The organism is Butyricicoccus sp. (genome assembly GCF_977037065.1).
The window spans coordinates 107,195-133,901 of record NZ_CDRQNY010000001.1 but is presented as its reverse complement, the minus strand read 5'-3'; the positions used below and the strand labels follow the sequence as shown (position 1 = coordinate 133,901).

The window sequence follows — 26,707 nt, the reverse complement described above, 5'->3', positions numbered from 1 at the left end:
GCGTAAGAATTTTTCCAAGTTTCTGATGAACACCGCTATGTTTGAGCTGTCCTGCGATCCCGGCACCACTAAGCTGTTCACTGCACACCGCACCAGCCGCAAGTAAGCTGCTCCTCAGAAAACACAAACTCCGCAAGCGAAAACGCTTGCGGAGTTTTTTCTGTTCCGGGCAGCGACAGCCGCCGGCTGCGCCCCCGTTTATGGTTTATCTTTCAAAGGATCATGCTGCAATGCGCTGCATGATGGTCGCCATCTCCGCACGGGTGATGGTAGACTTCGGCGCAAATACCTTGCCCGGCTTGCCCTGCACCAGACCGGTCTTTGCACAGTAGGCTACGCCTGCTGCTGCCCAGTCGGCAATCGTGCTGCCGTCGGTAAACTGCTTGACGATGCTGCTGTCTGCCGCGGTATCCTCACCGCTCAGCTTGCGCTGACGGGTCAGAAGCGTTGCTGCCTCCTGACGGGTCACACTGCGGTCGGGCGAGAATTTGCCGCCGCCGACACCCTGCATGATACCGGTCTTTTCTGCCCATGCAATCGCGGTGCGAGCCTGATGCGTTACCGGAACATCGCTGAAGCTGTCAGTCAGCTTGGTCTTGGGCTGGCCTGCCAGATTGTACAGTGCCTGTGCGACCTGTGCACGGGTCAGCGCCTTGTTCGCGCCGAACTCGTAAGCCTTATCACCGGAGAGCAGACCGTTTTTGGTGACATACTGCGCCGCATCATAGTACCATGCGCCTGCCGGAATATCGGTAAAGTCCTCTGCGTCCTTGCCTTCGCGCAGGGTGTTGCGGATCTCGTAGCTGTCCACTGCCTTGAAGCTGTTCCAGTTGTCCTCATCCTGCTTCTGGTAAGCGGTGCCCTTGATGGAATTCTCGCTGAACTCGATGATGGAGAATACCTGCTTATCCTCTTCATCGGTGTAGAAATCGGTGGAGTAGTCCGAACGAGCCGGAATGTACTCGTAGAACTTGTTGCCTACCGTACCGCCGGTCAGATAGGTCGTGCCGTCGCCGGTATTGACCTTAATGTCGTTCTTCACGGTGGAACGGATATAGATGTGGTCATGGCCGTTGAGGAACAGGTCAACGCCCATTGCGTCGAGCGAATACTCGCTGTCGTTGATATAATAGTCGCGTACATCCATCGGATCATGGTTGGAGGTATACGGGCCTGCGTGCGTCATAACGATGCGCCATTTCTTGTCGGAAGCATCCAGCACGCTCTTGCACCACTGCAGCTCTTTCTTCATGATCTCTGCCTTCTTGTCGGCCGGCGTAACCTCGCCGTTCAGGATTACGAAGATCGCGTCGCCGTACTCAAAGTAGCCCATGGTGCGGTCAAACTGCGGATAGCCGGTGTTCGCGCCCGACATATTGAAGCGCTGTGCGAACGATACGAAATTCCAGTCGCCCTTCATCTCGTGGTTGCCCGCAACGGTAACGGTCGGATACTTGGCATAGTAATCGCCCATAACGTCAAAGCATGCCTCCCATTCGGTGGACTTATAGCCGTTCTGGGTGGTGTCGCCTGCGGAGATCATCAGATCCGGGTTCGGGCAGATCTTGAGTGCCTGGTCGATGGAGTACTTGAAGCTCATGTAGTTCTCTACGGACTCAGACTGCGGGTCCGAGTAGAAGATAACGCTGAAATTCTTATCCGAAGCGGACTTCGGTGCGGTGAACGACTTTTCCTCGCTCATGAAGCTGCTGCCGTCGCCTACGCGGTATACATACTCGGCAGACGGTTTCAGACCGGTGATTTCCACACGATGTGCGGCTTTTTCCTTATAGCCTGCGGTTACGGATTCTACATAAGAGGTGCCGGACTTGCTCTCCCACTTGGAAGTGCCCTTGACCTTGTACTGAATAACGCTCTTGGTGACAGCGGGGTCAGTCAGCCAGCTGAAGCGCAGGCCGCCCTGCTTGGTATCCGGCGTAATGGTGATCTGATCGGGTTCGCCCTTTACCTTGCCGTCATCAATATTCAGCACGATCGGCTCGGACTTGGTGTACGGCTTGGTTACGGTTTCCTTGTCGGTCTTGACCTCGATGTAGTAGAACACATCGCCGGTCTTGTCGGTCGGCAGAGAAGCGGTGTAGGTGCCACCGGATTCCTTCATGGCAACAGCGGTATCGACCTTGGAAGAATCATAGCCGTAGTACAGGGTCGCGCTCTGTACCTTGTCACTCGTGACGATGCGGGCAGAGACCTCGGCCTTGCCGTTATGCGGTGCGGTGTTCAGTGCGCGGGAGATGATGCGCGTGCCGCTGACGGTGTAATCCACTGTCGGGAAGATAGAGGCATCATAGCCGCGCAGAACAGGCTGCTTGCCGGAGGAACTCCAGTCCCAGACCTTGCTCATGTCCCAGCCAAGTGCTTCGTAGGTGGCCTTATCCTGCATTTTTGCGGTGGAAACGTCCTCCCACTTGATGGGCTGCTCGGTCGGCTCGTTGCCGGACAGCAGCGTGCCCTCCCATGCAATATTGCCGGTGATGTTGGTAGCTGCCTCGTCGTCCAGCTGACCGACGATCTTGTCAACGTCTGCCACGCCGTTGATAACACTCTGCGCGGAAACGCTGTCCTTGAGCGTTTCACCGGCGTTGAACGAGCCTGCAATACCGCCCGCATGACCTACCGTGCCACTCTTTGCGGTGGTATCGACCGTACCGGCTGCAAAGCAGCGTGCCAGATAGCCGCCGCCGTCCTGAATGCCGGCAACGCCGCCCGCATCATACGGAGCGGAAACGTCTGCGTTGACATAGCAGTCCTCAACATGACCGACGATCGGGCCTTCGCCCTCCTTCAGCTTGCCGCAGATACCGCCTGCGGTGTGCGAGTTGGACAGATCCAGGCACTTTACCTCACCGGTGACAACACAGCCGGTAATCGTACCGTAGTTTACGCCTGCCAGCGCGCCGACATTCTGCTGACCGGTCACATAGCAGTCGAGCAGGGCAACATCCTTGATATATGCCTGATCGTCCTGATTGCCAACATAGCCGAACAGACCGGCATATTTCTTTTCATATTCTACGCGCAGTCCCTTGATCGCATGGAACTGACCGTCAAATGTGCCGGTAAAGCCCTGATCCTTTTTGGAAGCAATCGGCTTAAATCCTTTGACGCCGGTCATATCAATATCGGCAGTCAAAACATAATGTCCATCGCGGGGAGCGCCGTCCCTCCAGCTGCCGGACAGATAGAGCAGCTGGTCCGGGGTAGAGATTTCATAGCAGCCTGTTGCCTTATTATATACCGGCGGCTTTCCCTTGTCGCTGGCAGCAAAGGCTCCCGTCGGGAGCATCGTCAAAGCCATTGCAGCAGACAGTGCCAAACTGAGTATGCGTTTTTTCATGTATCTCGGACCCTCTTTCTTAAAATTCTGTTTCTTTCCCGATTCTGCAGCGAAATCTCATTCCTCCTCCCCGTGCAACAGATTCGTGTGGTTATGCATTCCGTTTTCTTTCTCGCAAACGTTTGCGTAACTTGTACTTATAATTCTATCCCTGTTCCGTCAGAAAAGCAATCTCACTTCTCACCAATCTTTTCAAGCAAAAATTATGCATTTCTTCCTCAGCGCCGTGTCCGCTGCTGCGCGCAGAAAAGCTCCCGCCGGAACCGATCAACCGTTCCAACGGGAGCTTTTCTGTAATTATCCCTGCTTGCGGGCAATGGCACGCAGAGCTGCTGCCGCAATATCCTCTGCAGTGAGGTTATACTGCTGCATAAGGAAATCCTGCGGGCCTACCTGACCGAAGCGGTTCTGGATGCCGATACGCTCCACCGGAACCGGATTCTTTGCGCTCGTCAGGTTGGTGATGGCAGAGCCGAGGCCGGTGCCAACCTGATGGTTCTCTGCGGTGACGATGCAGCCGGTCTCTGCAGCCGCGCTGAGCACCAGCTCCTCGTCAAGCGGCTTCCAGGTGTGCATGTCGATCACGCGGGCGGAAATGCCCTTTGCTGCCAGCTGCTCCTCTGCCTTGAGTGCCTCGTCTACCAGAATGCCGGAGGCAATAATGGTTACGTCCTTGCCGTCGCGCAGCGTAACACCCTTGCCGATCTCAAAATCAGAGCCGTCCGCATACACGGTGGTGAAGCCCTTGCGGATCAGGCGCATGTAGGACGGACTGCCGCAGGCAGCCAGCTTCCTGGTCAGTGCCTTGGTCTGTGCAAAGTCGCACGAGTCGATAACGACCGCGTTCGGGATGTTCATGTACAGCGCACAGTCCTCAAACGGCATGTGGGTTGCGCCGTTGAACGCTGCGCAGACACCCGGGTCGGAACCGATCACATGCACCGGCAGCTCAGAGTAGCCTGCTGCCAGAAATGCCTGATCGAACATGCGGCGGGCAGCAAAGCAGCCGAACGAGTGCGCGAATACGGTCAGGCCGGTGGCGGCCATGCCGGAGGCAACGCCCATGGCGTTCTGCTCCGCGATGCCTGCGTTAAAGGTCTGGGCCGGGAACGCCTTCAGCAGCTTTCCGGTGTTGATGCAGCCCATCAGGTCGCAGTCAACGTGCATCAGCTTGGGATTTTCCGCCATCATTTCGAGCATGGCTTCTACATAGCCGTCGCGATTGGCGCGGCTGTCCTTTTCATGCTTGCCGATCAAGGTAAAACTCATTGTGTTCCCCTCCCTTACTTTTCGTTTTTCACTGCAGCCAGAGCGGCTTCGGATGCGGCGATCGCTTCATCCCACTGCTCCTTGGTCGGCTGAGAAGAATGTGCGCCGGACGGCTCGGCAAAGGTTGCGCCCTTGCCCTTTACGGTGTTCAAAATCAGGCAGGTCGGCTTGCCCTTGCACGCCTTCGCCTGCTCGAGTGCGTTATAGATCTGCTCAACATCGTTGCCGTCGGCTACGTCAATAACATTCCAGCCGAATGCGTCAAACTTGGCGCCGATGCCCTTGCCGTGGCTCATAACGTCGGCAACCGCGCCGTCCAGCTGACGGCCGTTGTTGTCCACGAGACAAACGAGGTTATCCAGCTTGTAGTGCGCTGCAAACTGTGCGCCTTCCCAGATCTGACCCTCGTCACACTCGCCGTCGCCTACGGCAACGTAAACGCGGCTCGGACGATTCTGCGCACGATTGCCGAGCGCCGCGCCGATGGCTTCGCTCATGCCCTGACCGAGCGAGCCGGTTGTCAGGTCAACGCCGATGGTCTTGCTGCGGTCGGTATGCGACGGGAAATTCGTGTTCGGCTGGTTGAGCGTGTACGCGCTCTCCATCGGGTAGTATCCCTTGAGACCGAGCGTCGCATACATGACCGGGCCGCCGTGTCCCTTGGACAGAACGAACCAGTCGCGGTCCTCCCAGCGGGGATTCTTCGGGTCGATATGCATAACCTCGCCATACAGCACCGCCATAGCATCCGCCATCGACATCGAGCCGCCCACATGGCCGAAGCCGCGCGACGCGATCACCTTGAGCGTTTCCAGACGGATTTCCGCCGCAAACACACGCAGCTCGTGCAGTTTTTGCTTATCCATTGCTTTCCTCCTTGAAATTACGGTTTGCAGAACAAAACCCGCCCTTCCGCAATAAAAAGGACGGGTCTTGTTAGTTTTTATCGGTGATATTGCCGCTTTCGTATCGGTCTGCCGGTTAGACATACTCCATTTTGACATGGAACCGTCAGACCTTCCTTATGCAGCAGTTCTCACAGAATTTACTTTATGTTTTAGCCAATGCGCGCGATCTTCTTCGCCAGTTCCTTCTTCATTTCCATGTTGGACTGACGGGCGATCATAATGCGCTGTGCCTGCGGCGAGCCTGCGCCGTGCATGGACTCGGGCAGGTAGCCGACAGCAGCGGTGCCCATGGTCATGTTCTCGATCAGGCGCAGCAGACGCATGCGGTCCTCGGTCGGAACGGAAGCCACACCCTTGAGGTACTTCTCGATGTAATCGTGGGTTGCCGGGTTGCGGTAATCTGCCTCGGACGGCTGAGTAACCATGATGCCGCCGGCCAGATCCTGTGCCAGACGAGCGATCTCATACGGGAAGCGGGTGACGTTCTGCTTGCAGACGTTTGCCAGCAGCAGGTCGATCAGGTAGTTGCCGGACTTGGTCTTGGTGCCCTGAGACGAGCATGCAATGCCGCAGCAGTACAGGGTTTCGTTCAGGTGGGTCATCTCGATCAGCTTATCCTTAACATGAGAAGCCTTTGCAGAGCCAGCCATCTCACCTGCCAGTGCGGTAGCGCCGATGAGCACATCGCCTACACCAACCTTGCAGCCGCCGTAGGACTGACGGTGATAGCCTGCAAAGCGCTCTACCATCATGCCTGCGAACTGGGTCTCGCCGTTGAGGAAAATCATGTCATTCGGGATAAATACACGGTCGAAAATAACCAGAACCTCGTGACCGCCGTAAACCTTGTTGCCGACATCAATGTCGTTGTATTCCTCGGTCTTGCGAGTGTCGCAGGACTGACGGCCCAGAATCAGGGTGACGCCTTCCGCATCGGTCGGGCATGCGAAGGAAATCGCGTAATCTTCGTCGCCTTCACGCATGGAAATGGTCGGCATGACGAGAACGTAGTGGCTGTTCAGATAGCCGGTTTGGTGCGCCTTCGCGCCGGTGACGTAAACGCCGTCTGCGGTGCGCTCTACAACGTGCAGGAACAGGTCGGGATCCGCCTGCTTGGACGGAGACAGAGCGCGGTCGCCCTTAACGTCGGTCATCGCGCCGTCAACGCCCCAGTCGTTGTTCTGTACATCGGTCCAGAACTTGACGAAATTCTCGTGGTACTTGGTGCCGCAAGCCTCGTCGGTCTCGAACGTAGTCGAATAAACGGCGTTTGCCGCGTCCATGCCGACACAGCGCTGGAAGCAGGCTGCGGTCTTCTGACCGAGCAGACGCTGCATTTTTACCTTTTTGATCAGGTCATCGGTGGACTGGTGCAGATGGGTAAAACGGTTTACCTTTTTGCCGGTCAGGTTGGACGTTGCCGTCATCAGATCCTCATACTGCGGGTCCTCTGCAAGCTCATAGGTCGCGGCAAAGGAGTTGAGCGACGGACGAACGATCGGGTTGTCCACTACGTTTTCAACCTTCTTGCCGAAGCTGTACAGGTTCAGGTGCAGCCCCCGCAGAGAGTCGATGTACTGGTCTTTTGTCATCATAATATCATCTTCCTTGTCCTTTTTCTTTCTTTTCAATAGGAAAAAGCGCCGATTCACCGATTTTTATAACATATTTGAGGAGACATGAAGGGAATAGTCTTTGTAATGGAAAAGTTCGGTTTCTCGGCGCATATCCACAGAATTTATACGCCCATGAGCAGATGTGTGAGGTAAACACAGCAGCCGGAGAGCACGATCAGCAGCAGCAAAATCACATGAATATAGATGATTTGAAAACGCGAGAATGTCTTTTTCATCGTTATGACCTCCTGCTGTATGTTGCATTTTAATTGGTTACACCTTGAGTTTTTCACCGAAGCGCTTCGCGAATTCCTCGGCAAGTTCTTCTCGGAATTTCGGGTGTGCGATAGCAATCAGACGCTTTGCGCGCTCGCGGAGCGTTTGACCGCGAAGCTGCGCCACGCCGTACTCGGTGACAATGTAATTGACATCGCAGCGGCTAGTGGTAACCGGGCCGCCGGTGGTGATGGTTGTAACAATCTTAGACGCAGACTCGTCCTTGGTGGTCGAGTGCAGCGCAATGATGGAGCGACCGCCCTTGGACAAGTTTGCGCCGCGCACAAAGTCCATCTGGCCGCCAATACCGGAAATCTGGCGCAGACCGATTGCCTCGGCGCAGACCTGACCCTGCAGATCAACCTCAACGCACGAGTTAATGGAAACCACGTTGTCGTTCTCCGCGATAACCGCCGGATTGTTGCAAACATCCACCGGAAGCATGTTGATAATTGGGTTGTTATCCACAAAATCATACAGCTTGCGCGTGCCCATCAGGAAGGTTACGCTCACCTTGCCGACGTCGCGCTGCTTGCGCTTGCCGTTGATGTTTCCATTTTCAAGCAGCGGCAGCACGCCGTCCGAAATCATCTCGGTATGCAGACCAAGGTCGTGCTTGTCGCCGAGGAACGAGCAGACCGCATCCGGCACCGCACCGATGCCCAGCTGCAGGCAGTCACCGTCGCGCACGAGTTCAGCGATATATTTGCCGATTGCACGGTCTTCCTCGCCGATTTTCGGCGGCGCGGACTCCGGCAGCGGCTCCCACGAGCACAGGAAGCCGTCAATCTCGGATACATGAACGAAGCTCTCGCCATAGGTGCGCGGCATGTTCGGGTTGACCTCGGCAATGACCGTTTTCGCGGATTTGACCGCCTGTGCGCCGTAGTCGCAGGACAGACCGAGCGACACATAGCCGCGCTCGTCCGGAGGCGAGCAGGTAAACGCAAAAACATCAACCGGCAGCGTGTTGTCGCGGAACATGCGCGGCACGTCCGAGAAAAACGCCGGGGTGTAGTCTGCACGGTTTTCCGCGATCGGCTTGCGGGCCGGACCGCCGACAAACAACGCGTTGTGGCGGAAATGACTTTCCATGCCCGGCTGCAGATACTCGCCCGAGCCAAGGTATACCATGTGTGCAACTTCCACGTTATGGAACTGCTCTGCCATTCGCGCCATTGTGCGCTGGAATACAATGGGTTCGCCAACTGCGTGACCGAACACAACGCGGTCGCCGTCATGGATCACACCAACCGCCTGCTCAGGCATCATCGTGTGCTCTTTATAGTATGCTCTCCAATCCATTTCTCGTCCCTCCCGCGCTCAAAATGCCTTGCGGTAGATGTCGAGCAGATCGTCTTCTGACAGCTCCACATAGTTGTTGCCGAGCAGGCGCTGCTGGGTTTCGATGACATTCTTTGCAAAGACCGGCAGTTCATCAGCGGTTACCCCGTGTTCGTGCAGGGGATCCTTTTTCAGTACCTCGTCCATCAATTCGTACAGATTTTCGAGTGCAAATACCGGTTCAACATCCAGTTCTGCGCTCAGAAGTTCTTCCAGCTGATTCAACTTGCCGATGGGCTTCTTTTCCTGATACTTGCGCATTACGTCCGCGAACATCAGCTGATTTGCCTGACCGTGCGGAATGTGGTGCACGCCGCCGAGCGGATACGCCATCGCGTGAACAGCCGCACAGCCCGCGTGACCAAACGCGATGCCTGCATAGTTGGAGGCGCGCAGGAACTCAAGTGCATGCTTCTTCCACGCATCCTTGCCGCCGCTTGCTACCGCGTCCTTCCAGCAGGACAGGATCAGGTGCAGTGCCTTTTCGGAGAACAGCTCGCTCAGTGCGCAGGCGTTCGGAGAAAGGTAGCTTTCGACCGCGTGGACCATGGCGTCAATGGAAGAAGTTGCAAAAACCGGATACGGCAGGCTGAGCAGCATGCCCGGCACGAGCGCCGCCTCGTCCGCAAACATCGCCGGAGACACCAAACCGACCTTGACGCCCTTAGTCGTACGGTTGATGATGGAAATGTTGGTAACCTCAGAGCCGGTGCCACAGGTAGTCGGCACGATGATCAGCTCATGCTCCTTCTCGAGGTTTGCCATGCGGTCGTACAGATCGTCCACACGGTCGGTGGACTTGGCAACGGTCAGCACCTTTGCAATGTCGATTACTGTGCCACCGCCGACCGCGATAATGCGGTCAAACTCCTTGCCGCGCAGGTCGTCGAGGATGGCGTCAACCATGACGTCGGTCGGCTCACCGCCGCCGAACTTTTCCTGAAAACAGGTGTGGCAGCCGAGATTCAGCGCCGCGATTGTCGGATTGTAAATATATTCATTTGTCAGAATCAGGTCTTTCGCGCCGAGGCTTAATTCCTTCGCCAGCGTGCGAAAATCGACGTATTCCGCAATAGAAGGTACGATTTTGAAGGCTTTCATGTTATTTCACCGCCTTAAATATCCGGGAAATACTTCGCGTCGGCCTTAGTTACCCACTCATACTCGGGCACAACGGTCGTCACGATGTTCTTGTCGTCCTGCAGGCGGATGCACCACAGGTAATACTCCGCGTAGCCGGGAGCCGCAGCCTGAGAATGGGTCACGTTTTCCGGCATGCCGGTCAGGTCGTTGTTCTTTACCTTGAAGGCATCGTCGCCATATTCTGCCAGACCGTAGCCATTTTCCGGCAGGAACTTGTAGTAGTACAGCTCCGGCTCAACGTGCTGATGCGGCGGATAAGATGACCATTTTCCGGGAAAATGCACCACTTCACCGATAAAAAAGTTAGTTTCCGGGCAGTTGGAGCGGTCAAAGAAGGTGCGTACCAGACGGGTCGAACACTCGTTCATCTGACCGGCGCCGCGCTCCTCATTCGCGCACAGGCAGTCCTCCGGACGCAGCAGACGAGCTGCGAAATCACGCTTGTTTTCCGTGCGGGAAACGGCGATTTCCACATCGCTTTCGGCAGAAATTGTCACCTTGGTGTTCTGCGGAACGTGCAGCAGGATTGCACCCTCGTGGAACACGTCACGGCGGGTAACGGTCTCGGACTTGCCGTTCCACTCGAAGGTCACGCTGCCGCTCATCAGGTCGTAAACGACCTCCTGCGCGTAGTCAAAGTGCATCACGTCGCCCGCTGCCATCTTGACAACACCGAACTCCATGCCCATCATTTCCGGGTTCTCGACTGCGGAGACCATGCCGTTGTAGCCCTTATCGAAGGGGGCCTTGTGCGTATATTTCATAATTCTTGCTCCTCTTTTCTTTGCTCGATATCTTATTATATAAGATTATATAAGCGAAGCCGCCCGTCCGAAAACGGGCGGCTCATATTGAATCTGCGTTTAATTAGTACATGCGTGCTTCTGCCAGATGATCGTCGATGCGCTTGCGTGCAGCCTTTACCTCGTCAGACTTGGAGGTGGACGCTACGCCGATGTGCCACCAGGACTCGTAGCCCTCCGCCATGGTCTTGGGCAGAACCTTTGCGTCGATGATGCAGGAAACACTTTCCTTCTTGGCGTCCTGAACGGCCTTGCGGAACTCGTCCGGAGTCTTGGCGTAGAACGCCTTCATGCCGAAGCCTTCGCCGATCTTGCCGAAGTCGGTGTAGCAGTAATCGCCGTCCAGCTTGCCGGTGGTCTCGTTGCGGTGACGCATTTCGGTCGCCAGAGAGCCAACGCCGTTGCCCATCTGCAGATTGTTGATGCAGCCGAACGCGCAGTTGTCGAATACAACAACGGTGATCTTTGCGTTCTCCTGCATTGCGGTCGGGATCTCGGAGTTGAGCATCATGAACGAGCCATCACCAACGAGTGCGTAAACTTCCTTGTCCGGCTCAGCCAGCTTGGCGCCGAATGCACCTGCAATCTCGTAGCCCATGCAGGATGCGCCGTATTCCATATTGTAGGAGTTCGGAGCGTCGGTGACCCACAGACGCTCGAGGTCTGCCGGCAACGAGCCTGCTGCTGCAACCACGATTGCGTCGTCGTCTGCCTCCTCGCGGAGAATGCCGACCGCGTTGGACTCAGTGATGGTGCCGCCGATCTGGGAAACGAAATCGTTCATGATCTTCTCGGTCCAGCTGGGAACGCACGGCACGAACTTGCCCTCGCCAAAGCCTTCGCCCTTGTACTGAACGCCCAGAACACGCAGACGCTCCTCTTCCCAAACCTTGCGGATATCCTGAATTTCGGTGGTGTAGCCGGACTTATAGCCGTCTGCCTTGAGCTTTTCCATGATAGCCTCGAGCGTTACCTTTGCATCACCGATGCAGCGGGTTGCATCCAGCTTTTCCGCGTGGAACTCGGAGGTGTTGATTGCCAGAACCTTAATATCCGGATTGCGGAACAGCACCCACTTGGAGCCGGTTACGAAGTCGTTGAAGCGAGTGCCGACACCGATAACGAGGTCGCAGTCCTTGCAGAGTGCGTTCGCCGCCAGACCGCCGGTTACGCCGATGCCGCCGACAGCCAGTTCAAACGAATCCGGCAGGCAGGAGTGGCCGGCCTGTGTCTGAGAAACCGGAATGTTGAACGCCTTGCAGAAGTCCATTGCGGTCTGACCGGCCTCGGAGTAACGAACGCCGCCGCCTGCAATGAACATCGGCTTCTTGGAAGCCTTGATCATCTCAACTGCCTTCTCGATATCGTAGTCATCCGCTACGCGGCGTGCAACGTGATGTACGCGCTTCTGGAAGAAGTAATCCGGGAAGTCGAAGCTCTCACCCTGTACATCCTGCGGAAGCGAGATAACAGCGGTGCCGCAGTTTGCGGTGTCGGTCAGGACGCGCATTGCGTTGACCATTGCACTCATCAGCTGCTCCGGACGAGAAATGCGGTCCCAGTACTTGGCAACCGGCTTGAAGCAGTCCGAAGCGGACATGGACAGGTCGTTCGGAACCTCGAGCTGCTGGAGAACCGGATCCGGCTGACGGGTTGCGAAGTAATCGGACGGGAACAGCAGCAGCGGGATGTTATTGATGGTAGCGGTCAGTGCTGCGGTTACCATGTTTGCTGCGCCGACGCCGATGGACGAGGTGCACGCGATGATCTTGCGGCGGTTGTGCTGCTTTGCGTAGCTGATGGCGGCGTGTGCCATGCCCTGCTCGTTGCGGCCCTGGTAAACTCTCAGGTGGCCCGGATCCTCCTCCAGTGCCTGACCGAGACCGACTACCATACCGTGACCGAAGATCGTGAACATGCCGTCTACGAAGGGTTCCTCTTTGCCGTCCATCTCGATGTACTGCTGATTCAGGAACTTTACGATTGCCTGACCGACTGTCATTCTGGTTTTGCTCATTGTGTTTTCCTCCTCAAATGCTTTACTCTTTTTCCCTGCCGAGGCTCTTTCTTTTCGCTCCCGGCGGTGTTCTCTTTTGATGATTTAAGTTTAGCATTTGAGCGTTTGCTTTTCTTCTAACATCTTGAGAAATCGCCTTTTTTCTTATATTTTTACGTTACATACGAATATTTTCACATTTTATTATAGAATCCAGAACTTTTCTCTCCCCTACCGCATTGTTTTCCGTGTCTGCCGCTCCCGCCTGCGGCCTGCGCTTTGCACCTGTTTTTTTAATATCTCGCTATCGTGCGGAAAACGCGGCATACTGTCATTACAGAATTTCGCATTTTCCGTCCTAAACAACAAGCAAAAAAGCATATATCTCAATATTTTATAAAAATACGCAATCTTTCTCCCGCCTTTATTTTTCACTCACAGGCTGCATTTTCACCACTTTTTATAGGTTGTTGCTGCCGTTTTCCGCGTATGCTGACCGTCTGTGCCGGTCAAATTATAGATTCTTGCTCAACTCTATGAAATACAAGAAGTTAGAAGAAAAACCGCGTCCAAGGGACTACAATAGAATCATCAAAGGAAAGCCGAACGCAAACGGCGAAAGAACGGATAACGGAGGAATAAATATGTTATTCACCATTTTTCTGTAGTAGTTATCCTTGCAAACATGATCCTTACGCAGACCGTGCTGTATCAATAAGATAATTACGCTCCGGCAAACGATCATCACACACACTCTCTAATTTCACACATATCTCCATTTCACCGGCGCAGCCACCCTCTCTCTCGGCTGCGCCATTCTTCTATTTGTAAGTAAGATAGAAAAACACCGTGCCAAGCGTTACTGCTCTGCACGGTGTTTTCCGTTTTACGATTCCTCTTCTTCACTTTTTCCTTTTTCGCTGTGCGTGATGCTCTGCTTGAACGACTGACGGAACTTACCGGGCGGTGTGCCGGTGTACTTCTTAAACATGGTGTTGAAGTGACAGATACTGCTGAAGCCGAGTGTGTCCGCAATCTCGGCGATCGGGATGCCGGTATTCATCAGAAAGCCCTGCGCCTCACCAATCCGGCGCTTCATCACATACTGCATAGGCGGCACGCCGAACTCCTGCTTAAACACATGCGCCAGATAATACTCGCTCACGCGCAGTCGCTCCGCCACCATACGCAGCGTGATCGGCTCACAGTGGTGTGCATCCAGATAGCGCCGCACGCGGTGCGCCAGCACAGACGGCATTTCACGCTGCTGCTCCTGCTGGTGGATACGACTGCGGAGCAGGGAATCGGTCAGATTCAGCATTGCTTCTGCCAGACTGCAGCACACGGCATGCAGGTTTCCCGCATCGGCGCTGAGCAGATACAGCAGGTGCATGGTCTCGCCTACCTGCCTGGCAAGCTGTCCGCACGAGACGACCGGACACTCTCCTTCTGCGATCAGGCAGTTGGGCGGCAGACCTTCTACATTGACATCGGTAATTGCGACGCTGTACGACCGGATCTGCCGCACCTGATCGGGTTCCTCGCCGTGCAGCACACCCTGATTACAGATAACAATGTCGCCCTCTCCAATCGGATAATACCGGTTATCCACCATGTACTGTCCTTGTCCGCTGCACACATAGAACAGCTCCAGACGGTTGTCGTGCATATGCGGAAGTATAGACTGCTGGTTGTTGTAATTGCGATCGATCGAAATGCAGTTGAAGAATGTTCCGCTCAGTTTACAAGGCTTGTTTCCCATGTATGCTCCCTCCCAAGAATCGCAAGATTACGAAAGCCTTCCCTCGATTTTCTTTCTTCCCCTCGGAAAATCCTGCTGTTTTTTCCACAAGAACACGATAACGCTCTCACGGACTTTGTTTGTATAATAATCACAAGAAAAGCGCAAATGATTCAAAAACAGCAGTTTATATCGTTGTTATATTCGATATTTCAACATTGTTCTTCTCTGTGTGCAATTATTATATCATAAAAGCTCAGAAAAAAACTTCTAACATACTGCTTTTTGAGCAAACGCGTCAATTCAGGTTTCAGAGTAAAAAAGGAGTGCAAGAAAAAATGGCAAACAAGGTAAGAATCGGTCTGCTGGGTGCAGGCAGAATCGGCAAGCTGCACGGCGAAAATCTGGCACATGCAGTGCCGAACGCAGACCTCTACGCAGTGGCTGATCCGTTCATGAACGATGCGACCCGTGCATGGGCAGCGGACATGGGTATCGAGAAGTGCTACGATGATCCCGAGATGATCTTTGGCGATCCGACCATCGAGGCTGTGTTCATCTGCTCCTCCACCGCAACGCATGCAGACTTCATCATGCGCGCTGCGCAGACCGGCAAGCACATCTTCTGCGAGAAGCCGATCGACACCAAGCTGGCAAAGATCGAGGAAGCACTCGCTGCGGTAAAGAAGGCAGGCGTTAAGCTGCAGGTCGGCTTCGTGCGCCGCTTTGACCACAACCACAAGGCCGTCCGCGATACGGTCGCTTCCGGCAAGCTGGGCAAGCCCAATCTCATCAAGGTCACCTCCCGTGATCCCGATCACCAGCCGATGAGCTATATCAAGGTTTCCGGCGGTATCTTCATGGACATGACCATTCACGATTTCGACATGGTCCGTTATCTGGCAGGCAGCGAGGTTACCGAGGTTACCGCTTACGGTGCAGCGCTCTCCGGTGCAGGCTACGAGGAATACGGCGATGTGGACACCGCCATTGTAATGCTGAAGTTTGAGAACGGCGCACTCGGCGTGATCGACAACTCCCGTGCCGCTCACTATGGCTACGACCAGCGCACCGAGGTGCACTGCGACCAGGGCTGCGTGCAGGTTGCAAACGACCTGAACAACACCGCCATGATCTCCTCCGCCGCAGGCGTCGAGGTTGCAAAGCCGACCTGGTTCTTCCTCGAGCGCTACAACAACGCATTCATCGCAGAGGCAAAGGCGTTCACCGATGCCGTTCTGAACGACACCGACACGCTGGTTACCGGCTTTGACGGTCTGCAGCCGGTCAAGATCGCAATGGCAGCAAACCTGTCCATGAAGGAAGGCCGTCCGGTCAAGCTGAGCGAAATCGAGTAATTTATCCCCCCGCATTACCACAAGCAAAGAGAAGAGAAAGAGGGGTTGCTCCTTATGAGTGAAAAGAACAACACAGCCTCCCTTGGCTGGGGAACCCGAGTCGCCTACGGTTTAGGCGATACTGCCTGCAACGTCGTGTTCGGCATGATCACTGCGCTGCTCACCCTATTCTATACGGATTACTGTGGTATTCCGGTCGTTACCGTCGGTCTGGTCATGCTGATCTCGCGTATTTTTGACGGCTCGTCCGACGTTATCATGGGCATCATCGTAAGCAAGACCAAATCCAAATGGGGCAAGGCCCGTCCGTGGATCTTGTGGATGAGCGTACCGTATGTTCTGTGCGCGGTTGCGATGTTCTGTGTGCCGCACAGCAGCACGACCGTTCAATTCTGGTACATTTTTGTTACTTATAACCTGTGCACCACCGTATGCTACACCGCAATCAACGTGCCCTACGGCACCCTGTCCACCATGATGACCCGCTCCTCGCACGAGCGCGACCTGCTGTCCGTTGTGCGTATGTCACTGTCTCCGATTGGCAAGATCATTGCCGTAACCTTCACCATGCCGGTCGTCAAGCTGTTCGGCAACGATCAGGCCGCCTGGATCAAGACCATGAGCATCTGGTGCGCCATCGCACTTGCTCTGCTTGTCATCTGCTTTGTTCGCTGCAAGGAAACCGTCAATTTCGAGGCCGCGCAGCAGGAGCAGCCCAAGGTTCCCGCTTCCCGCGCGATTAAAGCGCTGCTTGGCAACCCGTATTTCTGGGCAACGCTCATTCTGTGGACTGTCACCTGCGTTCATACCACCATCATCGGCACCGACCTGCCGTACTACTGCAAATATGTTCTCGGCAACGATGAATGGTATTACAGCGTCATTTACACCTCCGAGATCGTCGCACTGATCGTTGGCGCGCTGATGTGTCCAATACTGCTGCAGAAATTCAACAAGCGCAACCTGTCGCTCGCCGGCTGTATCGTAGTTGTTATCGCCCATGCACTCATTATGGTAAACCCGATGAGCTTCCGGTGGATTCTGGTAATGACCATCATCCGCTCGCTCGGTCAGGCTCCGCTGACCTCTCTAGTATTCGGCATGATGGGCGACGTTGTAGAGTACGGTCAGTGGAAGAGCCATCTGCGTCAGGAAAGCCTGATCTTCGGCGGCGGTTCGCTCGGCTTTAAGATCGGCACCGGTATCACCAGTGCGGTTATGACTGCCATGCTCGAGGGCGCAGGCTTCCTCAGCTCGGTTACCGGCGGTGCCATGCAGCCGGCTTCCGCCCAGCAAATGATTTCCTCTATCTTTAAGTTCGGTCCGATTCTGGTCTGGATCGTTGCCATTATCGTCCTGCTGTTCTACAAGCTGGATAAGATTTACCCCACTATTATGAAGGAACTCACCGAGCGTGAAGCACGCGGTGAAATGTAAAGGAGACTGTCTTATGCTGAAACTCGGATATAACGAAGCAACCTGCAAGGAAAATTCCACAGTTGAAAACGACCTGCTGCTGTGTGAAAAGTACGGCTATGACTATATCGAGCTGCGTCTCGATATGCTGCAGGACTACCTCAAGACCCACACCACAGACGATCTCAAGGCGTTTTTTGCAAAGAGCCATATCAAGCCGTTTGCATTCAACTCCATTGAAAACATCAACTTCTGCACGCCGGAGGAGTGGGAAAAGCTTGTAGAGCTGTTCACCTTCGGCTGCAAGGTGGCTCAGCAGATCGACAATCCGTACATTATTGTTGTGCCGACTGTTACCAACGAGATCTGCACCAAGAACGAGAAGGAGATCTTCGACGACTCGGTGAAGGTGCTGAACGAACTCGCTGACATTGCTGAGCCGTACGGCGTCAAGCTGTCCTTCGAGCCGATCGGTGACAAGAAATGGTGCGTCAACAGCGTTCGTCAGGCGCTCGAGATCGTAAACGCCGTCAACCGCGACAGTGTTGGTCTGACCGTGGACTGCATCAATGTTTACCTGCACGACAAGTGCGCGGACGTTGATTTCATCCGCAAAATTCCCAAGGAGAAGCTGTTCGTGTTCCACATCAACGACTGCGAGGATCTGCCGCTCGGCATCCTCGACCACTGCCACCGTCTGATGCCCGGTCTGGGTGCAATTCCGGTGCAGGAGGTTGCTGATGCGGTACAGGCAGTCGGCTACGACGGCCCTGCGTGCCTCGAACTGTTCCGTCCGGAATACTGGAGAATGCCTGCTGAGGATGTGATCCGCATGGGTGCGGAAACCACCCGTCCGTTCCTCGGCTAATTTTCCCGAATCGCAGATCAAATTCCACATTCAATTTATTCTCTCTTATTTATATTCAAGTCTCCAAACAGAATACAAATATAATTTTCTCCTCAAAAGGACGGAAGGTACTTGGACCCTTCCGTCCTTTTGCTTTCCATCACATCAGACAATCCTGCAAAACCCCAAAGGGCGCTCCTTCGAGCACCCTTTGGGGTTATGGAAAGACCTGACTTTCGCCAGACCGATCGCACTTGTCTTTACCGCAGCGTGAGCACTATCAGCACGACCGCCGACACGCTCAGCACAAGGCCGATAATGCGCGTCAGCCGCGTTACGCCGCGGATGCTCATCGCGTGAAAGCTCTCAAACGAGGTGACCGGATACGGAAACGCGATAAACGCCAGTCCCGCAACAAGCTGACCGGCATACGCACCGATCATGCGCAGCGGACTGTCACCACCGAAAAATGCACTGATAACAAATCCGATGCCGCCCAGAAAGACCAGAAGATACAGTGCGGTCTTGAATCGCTTATCCAGCTTGATATACTGTTCGGTCTTTGCCGCACAATCCGCGCAGCACACATCGAACGAGCGCGTGCGCACCTTTACCTTAGTCGGCTTTTCCGGCAGATCACCGCCGCAGTATACGCATTTTTCCTCCATAACGGTCCCCTCCTGCAAAATTTATTTCTGTCGGTAGGTCTGGAATGCCTCCAGCACCGAGCTGATCTGCTCGTCATTCAACAGCTTCGGCTCCTGACCGGCTGCCTTACAATTATAATAGAGCTGTGCGCAGAATTCGATCTGCTCGGACACATCCAGCGTGTAGCTGATATTGCCGCCGACGCACAGCAGACCGTGATTTCCGAGAATGCAGGCGTAATTATCGCCCATGCCGTCCAGCGCCGCCTGTGCCAGTTCATAAGTGCCGAACGGCACATACGGAATGCACGGCACCTCTTTGCCCGAATACGCCACCAGATAGTGCAGCGGCGGAATGCTCCAGCCGAGACACGCCAGCGTAGTAGCGTAGCGCGGATGCGTGTGCACGACCGACTTGATGCCCGGGCGCTTCTGGTAGAAAATACGGTGCATGTCCACCTCGGAAGATGGCTTGCGGTCGCCGTCCGCCTTTTCGCCGTCGAGCGTCATAACGACCACATCGCTTGCGTCGGTCTTAAAATAGTCCATACCGCTCGGACTGATGGCAAACAGGTTCTCCTTCTCGTTGTAAATGCTCAGGTTGCCGAAGGTGCCTGCGGTCAGACCGCGCTTGAGCATTTCCTGTCCGTATACAACGATTTTCTCTCTTTCTTCCTGCAAAAGCATTGCGTTTCCTCCTTACTCCAGTGTGATGGACACATGATTTACCACCCGATCGGTCACGCCGTCAGCCAGGAACCGATCGACCTCACGCATGAGCAAAAACGGCGCCCGCGGGATCGCGTCTACCGTGGTGCCCGCAATGTGCGGCGTGAGCAGCACGTTGTCCATCTGCAGCAGCGGATCGTCCACGGCGAGCGGCTCGCTGTCGTACACATCCAGCGCCGCGCCTGCCATGCAGCCCTGCTGCAGCGCCTCGACCAGTGCTGGCTGATCGACCAGACCGCCGCGCGCGGTGTTGATAAAGTACGCCGTTTTTTTCATGCGGGAAAAATACTGCATGTCGATCATATGCTCGGTATCCGATGTCAGCCGCAGGTGCAGCGATACAATATCGCCCTGTTCAAACAGAGTTTCAAGTGAATCGACCAGCTTGATTGCACCGAGACCGGCCTTTTCCAGCTTTTCCGGACTGGTGTATGCGTCATACGCGATCACCGGCACGCCGAGTGCCAGCAGACGGCGCGCCAGCGCGCTGCCGACGTTGCCGATACCGGCCAGCGCCACCGTATGGCTGGAAAGCGTCATCAAATGGTCCGAGTTGTAAAAGCTCTTCATCCATACACCTTCGCGCATTTTGCGGTGCGATAGCGCGATATCGCGCGTCAGATCAAGCATCATGCCGAGGGCAAAGTCCGCGACCGGCTCTGCATTGCGGATAACGTTGAGCACCGGAATATTGCGCTCACTTGCAGCTGCAAGGTCAATGTGCTCCATGCCGCCGCGGCAGGTCAGGATGACCTTGAGGTTAGGCGCTTTCTCTATCAGCGCACGCGGCACCGGATTGAAATGCACGAGCAGAACCTCTGCCTCGCCGATCATCTCGTCCAGACCGTCCGCATACGGTACGGCTTCCGGACCGTTCCGCTCGAGTTTGAGCTGCCGCGAGGTGAATTCCTGCTTGTCGGAGCCGCCCCACATCAGCTTGGTGATCCTGCCGCAGCAGAGTGTGCTTTGCTGCACCGCCTGCTCCATCGTGTCCGGCGAAACAAAAGCATCACCGACCAGTACGATATTCTGCGGCTTTTGTGTCAGTTCCTTCATCTTTTCCTCCTCTTCGGAATAAAACAACAGCCGGCTGCGCTGCATTTGTTTGCAGCAGCAGCCGGCTGTTTTCAGTTTAGAAGCAATCGCTTAGTATGCCGAGTAAGCAGCAGCAGCGTTCTCCAGATAGCCAACGAAACGTTCCTTGTTCTTCTTGAACAGGAAGTACAGCACGAAGTATGCAATGACAACCGCACCGATGATGATCGGATTCTGAGACCAGAATGCGTAGAACAGACCGGCGATCAGCGGGTGGCACATAATACCGAAGCTGATGATGAATACGCCTTCCTGTGCCAGCTGGAAGCCTGCGTCAACAGCGACCTGCGTAAAGGTCGGCGCGAGAACGGACGCAACAACCAGGCCCAGAGAGAACCAGATCGCACCGGAAACAACGCTCTTTGCGATGTTGCCGTTGGATACGCAAACAAATACCTCAACCATGTACGGCAGAGCGCACAGGTCAGCCATCGGCAGGATGGTGTTGCCCGGAAGAACAAATGCTACAACCAGCATGATCGGGATCAGCAGGATGCCGGTAACCAGTGTATTCGGCTCGCCGTAACCGCATGCATCGTTAACAGAAAGATACCACTCACGACCTTCGCCGGACTTGGCAGCCTTGGACTTGTACGCATCAGTCAGAGTGGTAAATGCGCTTGCGAAGATACCGGCTACCTTCGGGAATACTGCCATGATCGCTGCGGTGGAAACGGCTGCAGAGGATACCGTACCCCAGGCCGTCAGCGCACCCTCGCCGACCAGAGCGTTAAAGTTGCCGATGATGCCGATCAGAGCGCCGACAACCAGGCCGATGAACATAGGCTCACCGAGGATGCCGAGCTTCTTCTGCAGGGTCTGTGCATTCAGCTTGATCTTGTCAAAGCCGATCTTGCCGAGGAACCAGTTCATGAATACCGCAAACGGCAGGCTCTCCAGATGATGAGGAGCGGTCATGCAGCAGTTATCGTAATCATAATAGGTAGACCAGCGCTTTGCGCAAGCCTCAGAGAACAGCAGGATGTAAAGCAGCTGAACGACCATCAGAGCCATGGAAAGCATCATGTTGTCGGTCAGAGCATACAGCATGGAACCCCAAACCATGAAGGAGTAGTTGTTCCACAGATCGGATGCCATAAATACGTTCGTCCACTTGGTGAAGAACAGCACAAGCTGCAGAATGATTGCAACGCCGATGAAGATCAGGCCGACCTTGGTCGAATATGCGATAACCGACGTGGACTGCCAGCCGGTATCGAGCGTCGGCAGGTTTACGCCTGCGTTCGTAACCATCTGGTTAACAACCGGTGCGATAATCGCGGAATAGCTGTTGATAACAAGGTTGAAGCCCGTCAAGCCGACTGCACACAGCAGTGCCGTGTTAAATGCCTTCTTACCGGTAACACCCATACACTTTGCAATGATAAACAGAATAACCGGTACGAATACTGCAGCACCGAATGCACTGAACACATCACTTAATGTTTGAAAGAAACTTGCCATGCTTGGAACCACCTTTCTTTTTTACCCTTTTGCCTTTACTCTTTGCTATGGATGACTATGAGAAAATGCGCCTTACCCTTTACGCATTTGCCTCCAGGATCTTCAGGCAGTCATCGACTACCTTGTCCTCGGACAGACCGGTCAGCATGCCGACTGCCTTTACCTTCGGGATGCCGAAGTCCTCGTAAACCGGGCTTACACATGCAATCAGATCAAACTTCTTGCCGGTGATCTCGGTCGAAATGCTGTTCGGACTTGCTTCCACCATGGCAGCGTCCCAACCCTTTTCCTTCAGGCGCTCTTTGAGCTTGCCTGCTACCATTGCGGAACTTACGGTACCCGAACCGCATACACACAGAATGTTACAAGTTTTCATCATTTGACCCTCCAATAAATTAGATTTAACCGTGTTTTGAACAGAACCGCAGTCCTGTAATCAACCAATGTACTTCTGAGCCGCCTCGAACAGCTCGTCTTCATTTTTTGCTGCGCGGAATGCAGCAACGACCTCCGGCTGCTGGAATACGCCGAGCACCTTCTGCAGCAGCTCGACCTGCTCATCCGGATTCTTGATGGCCATCATGAACAGCATTTCCGCCTGCACCTTGGTATCCGGATCGCCCATATGTTCAAACTCGACCGGGTGCTTAAGCTGTGCGATGCACACGCCCGGGCGGTTAACATGCTGCGGATCGGTGTGCGGCATAGCTACCGCGATATCCGCCAGCTGCAGACCGGTCGCGTAATTCTTCTCACGCGCAACAACTGCATCAATATAGGTGTCCTTTACGAAGCCTTCATCGTAAAAACGCTGACCGACCTTGCGGATTGCCTCCTCGGCGTTTGCCGCTTCCACATCCCGCAGGATCAGATTGCGAAAGGTTGCCTGTTCCATCTTTGCTCTCCTTTTCTCTTAGCTGCTGTTCTTAGTCGGTCAAGCCTTCCAGAAACTCCATAATCTTTGCACCGGATTCCTGCTCGCTGGCACCTTCTACCTCGATCTTGATCGCTGAACCTTTTTTCAGACCTGCGGTCAAAATTCCAATTACATTTTTGGGGTTAATCGTGCCTTTTTCGCAGATCAGACGAATATCATCCGGAATATCCTTGCACAGCTTGGCCAGCTGGCTGGCCGGACGTGCGTGCAGACCGGTTGGATTTTTTACAACAAATTCACTGGTGAACATGGATGTTCCTCCTATTCCTACTATTCCTATGGAATATTATCGCAATTCCTATGGGCAATATCATATTGGATTTTTCGCTTTTTGTCAATACGTTTATTGACATTCTATACGAAAAACGCTATACTTTGTGTTGTGAACAAATGTTCATCTAACTTTTCAAATTTTTAAGGAGGCCTATTATGAGCAGCCGTACCGATTTGCTCGTACGAATCTCCGAGCTTTATTATCAGCAGAATCTCAGCCAGCAGGATATCAGCAAAATCACCGGCATTTCCCGTCCCACCATCTCCCGCCTTCTCGATGAAGCGAAGGAGACCGGTGTGGTTGAAATCATCGTTCATAGTCCGATCAACAAAAATCCGCAGCTTTCGCACCTTGTTCGTACGACCTTCGGTTTACGCGATGCGGTCATCGTTGCCGGAGATTATGAATTCGACCAGTCCCTGACACGCTGTGCACACTGTGCAGTAGATTTTCTTTCGACCGTACTGGAAAACAACATGTCTATCGGCATTTCGTGGGGCCGTGCACTGGAAGCACTGTGCGATGTCCTCGAACCGACCGATTATTCCGACTACTATAATGTAACTGTTGTGCAGATGGTCGGCTGCCTCGGCACCGGCAATCCGCGTGTGGACGGCCTCGAGCTTGCGCTCCGGCTTTCCAAAAAGGTGCACGGCACCTATTCCAACATCTATGCACCGGTCTATGTGGACAGCGAGCTGGTTTACTCCTATCTCACCGCCGAGCCGCAGATTGAAGCAACACTCAAGAAGGCAGGTTCGGTAGATATCATCCTCACCGGCATCGGTTCGCTGAATGACGCCAACGGCTCACTTTATAAATCCGGCTGCTACAACGCCGAGGAGCGCAAGGAGCTGATGCGTCGCGGTGCGGTTTCCAGTCTGCTCGGCCGCATGTTTGACATCAACGGCAACGAGGTTCAGCTGGACAGCCGCTACGTCATCTCCGCTCCGTTGGAGGCAATGCGCACTCCGGCGTGGTCGATCGGCATCAACGCCAGTGCCGAAAAGGCAGAGTGCACGCTTGCCGCCGTGCGCGGAAAGTACATCAACGTACTGGTCGCGGACGAGGCACTCGCCCGCCGCATGCTGGAAATGGAAGGCGTTGCCGTACCCGAATAAGCATCCCTTTTAAGAATCAACCAATACCGTACAAGCGGTATTGGTTTTTTCTTTTCTCTCATTTCTTTATCATAATCAGTTCATTCTTTATCCGTCGTGGAATTGCTTATTGCAGACTGTCATCCAGCACGATAACACCCTTGGCACCTTCGCCTCGGATCATCTTGTCAAAGCCGTCGCGCCATTTCTCCAGCGGATCGATTGAGGTGACGATCTTTTCCGGTACAACTGTGCCTGCCGCCAAAAGCTCCAGAGCCTTGACCCACGAGGACGGCTTCTGGCTGCGGGAGCCAACATAGTTGATCTCGTGATGCAGGATCAGGTCGGTCCAGATACTCTCATGCGATTGCGGGAACACGCCCATCTGTACAACTGTGCCCTTGCGGCGTACCAGTTCAAGCGCCTTGTTGGCTGCCGGAACCGCACCCGAGCACTCAAAGCACTTGTCCGCACCGACACCGTTCGTCATCTCCATCACGATATCCTTGATGTTCTCGGTCTGCTGATCAACACAGCGGTCCGCGCCTGCACTCTTTGCAATCTCAAAGCGTTCCGCATCGTGGCTCAGTCCGGCAACGATAACGGTCGCGCCCTGACTCTTTGCCACCTGCATAACCATCTGGCCGATTGCGCCGACACCGAATACCACGCAGATATCGCCAGGCTGTACATTGCCCTTCTCGATAGCAGCATGTACGCCGCACGCAAGCGGTTCAGTGAGCGCGGCACTCAGCAGCGATACGTTATCCGGCAGGACGTGAACGCTTTCCTCTCTGCTGACCAGATACTCAGCCATCGAGCCGTTAATCTGGGTGCCAATACCCTGCCGGTTGCCGCACAGATTGTAATCCTTGGATTTGCACATCGGGCATACGCCGCAGGTCTTGAAGGTGGTCTCGCTGGTAACGCGATCTCCCACCTTAACATTCTTTACGTCCGGACCGATCTCGGTGACTACACCAGAGAACTCATGGCCGAGTACAACCGGCGGCTTAGTGCTCGCGTAGGTGCCCTTGAACGCATGAAGATCAGTGCCGCAGATACCGGAGTACGCGATCTTGATCTTTACCAGATCTCCGGTCGCTTTGGGTTCCGGAATATCTGTATACTGCATACGATCAAAACCGGTCTCCGTTTTCACAACAGCTTTCATAATTCATCTTCCTTTCATGGAACTCGCGGGAATGTTTGAAATTTTGTTCATTGTTGTGAACTGTTTTCCGAATTCCTTTTATCTCATTATAGGCAACATAAACAGTCTCGTCAAGCCATTTCCGCGCTTCAATCGTCGTTTTTCACTATTTGACTAATTTCATCAACTCGTTTTTGGCACAAATGACAAGTTTTCTATCGTTGACATTTGTGCTTGTATATGAAATAATGTTTTTAAGAGATCGACACCACAACCCACAGCACCGGCTGTTCGTATAGGTATTGGATTCAGAAAGGAGTCATGCTCTTATGAGTGAAAAAAATTATTCCACCGCCGATATTCAGGCGGTCGCTAACGGAATCCGCAAGCAGATTCTCGGCGTTGCACTGAAAACCGGCGGCTGCTATCTGGCACAGGCGTGCTCGTCGGCAGAAATCATTGCCTCCCTGTACACCCGTGTGATGAACCTCGGTCCGTCCGTCGGCAGCTGGGAGCCGATTCCGTTCCCCGGCGTTCCGGGGCCGGATAATATGGATTATCAGCGAGGCTCCTCTTACAACGGCGCTCCCGCACCGGATAAGGACCGTTTCTTCGTATCCTGCTGCCACTATGCTTCGGTTATCTACGCCGCACTGGCAGAGACCGGCCGCATCAGCCCGGACTGCATGGACAAATTCAATGTAGACGGCTGGAACATGGAAATGATCGGTGCGGAGCACTCCCCCGGATTTGAGAATACCGCAGGCTCGCTCGGCCAGACCATCTCGATCGCAGGCGGCACGGCTCATGCCCGCAAGCGCCGCGGCGACACCGGCAAGTGCTATGTTCTGCTCGGTGACGGTGAACTGCAGGAAGGTCAGACCTGGGAGTGCATTCAGGCAGCCGGTTACTACAAGCTGGATAATTTCATCGTTGTAATCGATGCAAACGACCAGCAGGTTGAGGGCAGGATTGAGGATCAGATGACCGAGGAGCCGCTGATCGACCGCTTCACCTCGTTCGGCGCGGTCTGCGTTGAGGCAAACGGCCATGACATTGAGGACTTCTGCAAAGCATGTGAGACCCCGCATGAGGGCAAGCCGCTCGTTGTTATCGCACGCACGCACGGCTGGACCGGCGTTAAGCCGCTCGAAAAGCCGCGTTCGATGCATTTTATCCGCATCGGCGCTGACGAGCGTGATGAATTCCAGAAGATCTATGACGAGATGTGAG

Annotated in this window: 22 protein-coding genes; 5 read left to right on the top strand and 17 right to left on the bottom strand. The window is 54.4% G+C overall.

All coding sequences use genetic code 11. The features are described 5' to 3' along the window. Nucleotides 1-220 precede the first annotated feature (220 nt). The 9 genes from ACWVX6_RS00675 to ACWVX6_RS00635 all read right to left on the bottom strand — a co-directional run bounded on the left by ACWVX6_RS00675 (nucleotide 221) and on the right by ACWVX6_RS00635 (nucleotide 14,475). A complete protein-coding gene (locus tag ACWVX6_RS00675) occupies nucleotides 221-3,358 on the bottom strand; it encodes an S-layer homology domain-containing protein (RefSeq protein ID WP_455152067.1) in 3,138 nt (1,045 codons plus the stop codon). A 297-nt stretch (nucleotides 3,359-3,655) separates the two neighbouring features. Then, nucleotides 3,656-4,627 (bottom strand): transketolase family protein, encoded by a 972-nt coding sequence (locus tag ACWVX6_RS00670; RefSeq protein WP_455152066.1) that lies wholly within the window; start codon nucleotides 4,625-4,627, stop codon nucleotides 3,656-3,658. A 14-nt stretch (nucleotides 4,628-4,641) separates the two neighbouring features. Next, complete coding sequence (locus ACWVX6_RS00665; protein ID WP_270418045.1) at nucleotides 4,642-5,493, bottom strand: transketolase; 852 nt, start codon at nucleotides 5,491-5,493, stop codon at nucleotides 4,642-4,644. A 191-nt stretch (nucleotides 5,494-5,684) separates the two neighbouring features. Next, nucleotides 5,685-7,130 carry a 4-hydroxyphenylacetate 3-hydroxylase family protein gene (locus ACWVX6_RS00660; protein ID WP_455152065.1) on the bottom strand — a complete coding sequence of 482 codons (1,446 nt, stop codon included), beginning with the start codon at nucleotides 7,128-7,130 and terminating at the stop codon, nucleotides 5,685-5,687. A gap of 294 nt (nucleotides 7,131-7,424) precedes the next feature. Then, entirely contained in the window at nucleotides 7,425-8,732 is a 1,308-nt protein-coding gene (locus ACWVX6_RS00655; RefSeq protein ID WP_455152064.1) for an acetyl-CoA hydrolase/transferase family protein, read from the bottom strand. An 18-nt stretch (nucleotides 8,733-8,750) separates the two neighbouring features. Continuing rightward, complete coding sequence (locus tag ACWVX6_RS00650; RefSeq protein WP_118761353.1) at nucleotides 8,751-9,872, bottom strand: 4-hydroxybutyrate dehydrogenase; 1,122 nt, start codon at nucleotides 9,870-9,872, stop codon at nucleotides 8,751-8,753. Between the two features lie 14 nt (nucleotides 9,873-9,886). Then, nucleotides 9,887-10,678, bottom strand: coding sequence for a 5-deoxy-glucuronate isomerase (locus ACWVX6_RS00645; RefSeq protein ID WP_118761352.1), 792 nt, complete (start codon nucleotides 10,676-10,678; stop codon nucleotides 9,887-9,889). Nucleotides 10,679-10,781: 103 nt separating this feature from the next. Continuing rightward, a complete protein-coding gene (iolD, locus tag ACWVX6_RS00640) occupies nucleotides 10,782-12,734 on the bottom strand; it encodes a 3D-(3,5/4)-trihydroxycyclohexane-1,2-dione acylhydrolase (decyclizing) (RefSeq protein ID WP_118360746.1) in 1,953 nt (650 codons plus the stop codon). Nucleotides 12,735-13,599: 865 nt separating this feature from the next. After that, on the bottom strand, nucleotides 13,600-14,475 hold the full coding sequence (locus ACWVX6_RS00635; RefSeq protein ID WP_118729048.1) for an AraC family transcriptional regulator: 876 nt from the start codon (nucleotides 14,473-14,475) through the stop codon (nucleotides 13,600-13,602). Between the two features lie 317 nt (nucleotides 14,476-14,792). Here ACWVX6_RS00635 and iolG point away from each other — a divergent pair, with 317 nt between their 5' ends. The 3 genes from iolG to ACWVX6_RS00620 are packed head-to-tail and all read left to right on the top strand — an operon-like array spanning nucleotide 14,793 to nucleotide 18,096. Then, nucleotides 14,793-15,812 carry an inositol 2-dehydrogenase gene (iolG, locus tag ACWVX6_RS00630; protein WP_118479024.1) on the top strand — a complete coding sequence of 340 codons (1,020 nt, stop codon included), beginning with the start codon at nucleotides 14,793-14,795 and terminating at the stop codon, nucleotides 15,810-15,812. A gap of 54 nt (nucleotides 15,813-15,866) precedes the next feature. Then, nucleotides 15,867-17,249, top strand: coding sequence for an MFS transporter (locus ACWVX6_RS00625; protein ID WP_455152063.1), 1,383 nt, complete (start codon nucleotides 15,867-15,869; stop codon nucleotides 17,247-17,249). Between the two features lie 13 nt (nucleotides 17,250-17,262). Then, nucleotides 17,263-18,096: a sugar phosphate isomerase/epimerase family protein gene (locus ACWVX6_RS00620; RefSeq protein ID WP_455152062.1), complete on the top strand. Its 834-nt coding sequence runs from the start codon at nucleotides 17,263-17,265 to the stop codon at nucleotides 18,094-18,096. Nucleotides 18,097-18,335: 239 nt separating this feature from the next. Here ACWVX6_RS00620 and ACWVX6_RS00615 read toward each other — a convergent pair whose 3' ends face one another. The 7 genes from ACWVX6_RS00615 to ACWVX6_RS00585 form a co-directional block, all read right to left on the bottom strand. Beyond that, nucleotides 18,336-18,743, bottom strand: coding sequence for a hypothetical protein (locus ACWVX6_RS00615; protein ID WP_455152061.1), 408 nt, complete (start codon nucleotides 18,741-18,743; stop codon nucleotides 18,336-18,338). Nucleotides 18,744-18,764: 21 nt separating this feature from the next. Further along, nucleotides 18,765-19,409 (bottom strand): L-fuculose-phosphate aldolase, encoded by a 645-nt coding sequence (locus ACWVX6_RS00610; protein WP_118284902.1) that lies wholly within the window; start codon nucleotides 19,407-19,409, stop codon nucleotides 18,765-18,767. A 12-nt stretch (nucleotides 19,410-19,421) separates the two neighbouring features. Next, nucleotides 19,422-20,507, bottom strand: a complete 1,086-nt coding sequence (locus tag ACWVX6_RS00605; RefSeq protein WP_455152060.1) for a 2-hydroxyacid dehydrogenase — start codon at nucleotides 20,505-20,507, stop codon at nucleotides 19,422-19,424. Nucleotides 20,508-20,597: 90 nt separating this feature from the next. Next, the gene (locus ACWVX6_RS00600) at nucleotides 20,598-22,010 is read right to left on the bottom strand and encodes a PTS galactitol transporter subunit IIC (protein WP_118729053.1); all 1,413 of its coding nucleotides are present in this window, start codon (nucleotides 22,008-22,010) and stop codon (nucleotides 20,598-20,600) included. Nucleotides 22,011-22,089: 79 nt separating this feature from the next. Beyond that, nucleotides 22,090-22,389: a PTS sugar transporter subunit IIB gene (locus tag ACWVX6_RS00595; protein ID WP_199667385.1), complete on the bottom strand. Its 300-nt coding sequence runs from the start codon at nucleotides 22,387-22,389 to the stop codon at nucleotides 22,090-22,092. Nucleotides 22,390-22,446: 57 nt separating this feature from the next. Further along, nucleotides 22,447-22,905, bottom strand: coding sequence for a PTS sugar transporter subunit IIA (locus ACWVX6_RS00590; protein ID WP_118479014.1), 459 nt, complete (start codon nucleotides 22,903-22,905; stop codon nucleotides 22,447-22,449). 31 nt (nucleotides 22,906-22,936) lie between these two features. Continuing rightward, nucleotides 22,937-23,197 carry an HPr family phosphocarrier protein gene (locus ACWVX6_RS00585; RefSeq protein WP_118479012.1) on the bottom strand — a complete coding sequence of 87 codons (261 nt, stop codon included), beginning with the start codon at nucleotides 23,195-23,197 and terminating at the stop codon, nucleotides 22,937-22,939. Nucleotides 23,198-23,376: 179 nt separating this feature from the next. On the opposite strand from ACWVX6_RS00585, the gene ACWVX6_RS00580 reads away from it, so the two are divergent. Further along, on the top strand, nucleotides 23,377-24,342 hold the full coding sequence (locus ACWVX6_RS00580) for a sugar-binding transcriptional regulator (protein ID WP_118479010.1): 966 nt from the start codon (nucleotides 23,377-23,379) through the stop codon (nucleotides 24,340-24,342). A gap of 106 nt (nucleotides 24,343-24,448) precedes the next feature. Here the strand turns inward: ACWVX6_RS00580 and ACWVX6_RS00575 are convergent, their stop codons facing one another. After that, a complete protein-coding gene (locus tag ACWVX6_RS00575) occupies nucleotides 24,449-25,495 on the bottom strand; it encodes a zinc-binding dehydrogenase (protein ID WP_455152059.1) in 1,047 nt (348 codons plus the stop codon). A 308-nt stretch (nucleotides 25,496-25,803) separates the two neighbouring features. Here ACWVX6_RS00575 and ACWVX6_RS00570 point away from each other — a divergent pair, with 308 nt between their 5' ends. After that, nucleotides 25,804-26,706, top strand: coding sequence for a 1-deoxy-D-xylulose-5-phosphate synthase N-terminal domain-containing protein (locus tag ACWVX6_RS00570; protein WP_118284910.1), 903 nt, complete (start codon nucleotides 25,804-25,806; stop codon nucleotides 26,704-26,706). The last annotated feature ends 1 nt before the right edge of the window (nucleotide 26,707 follow it).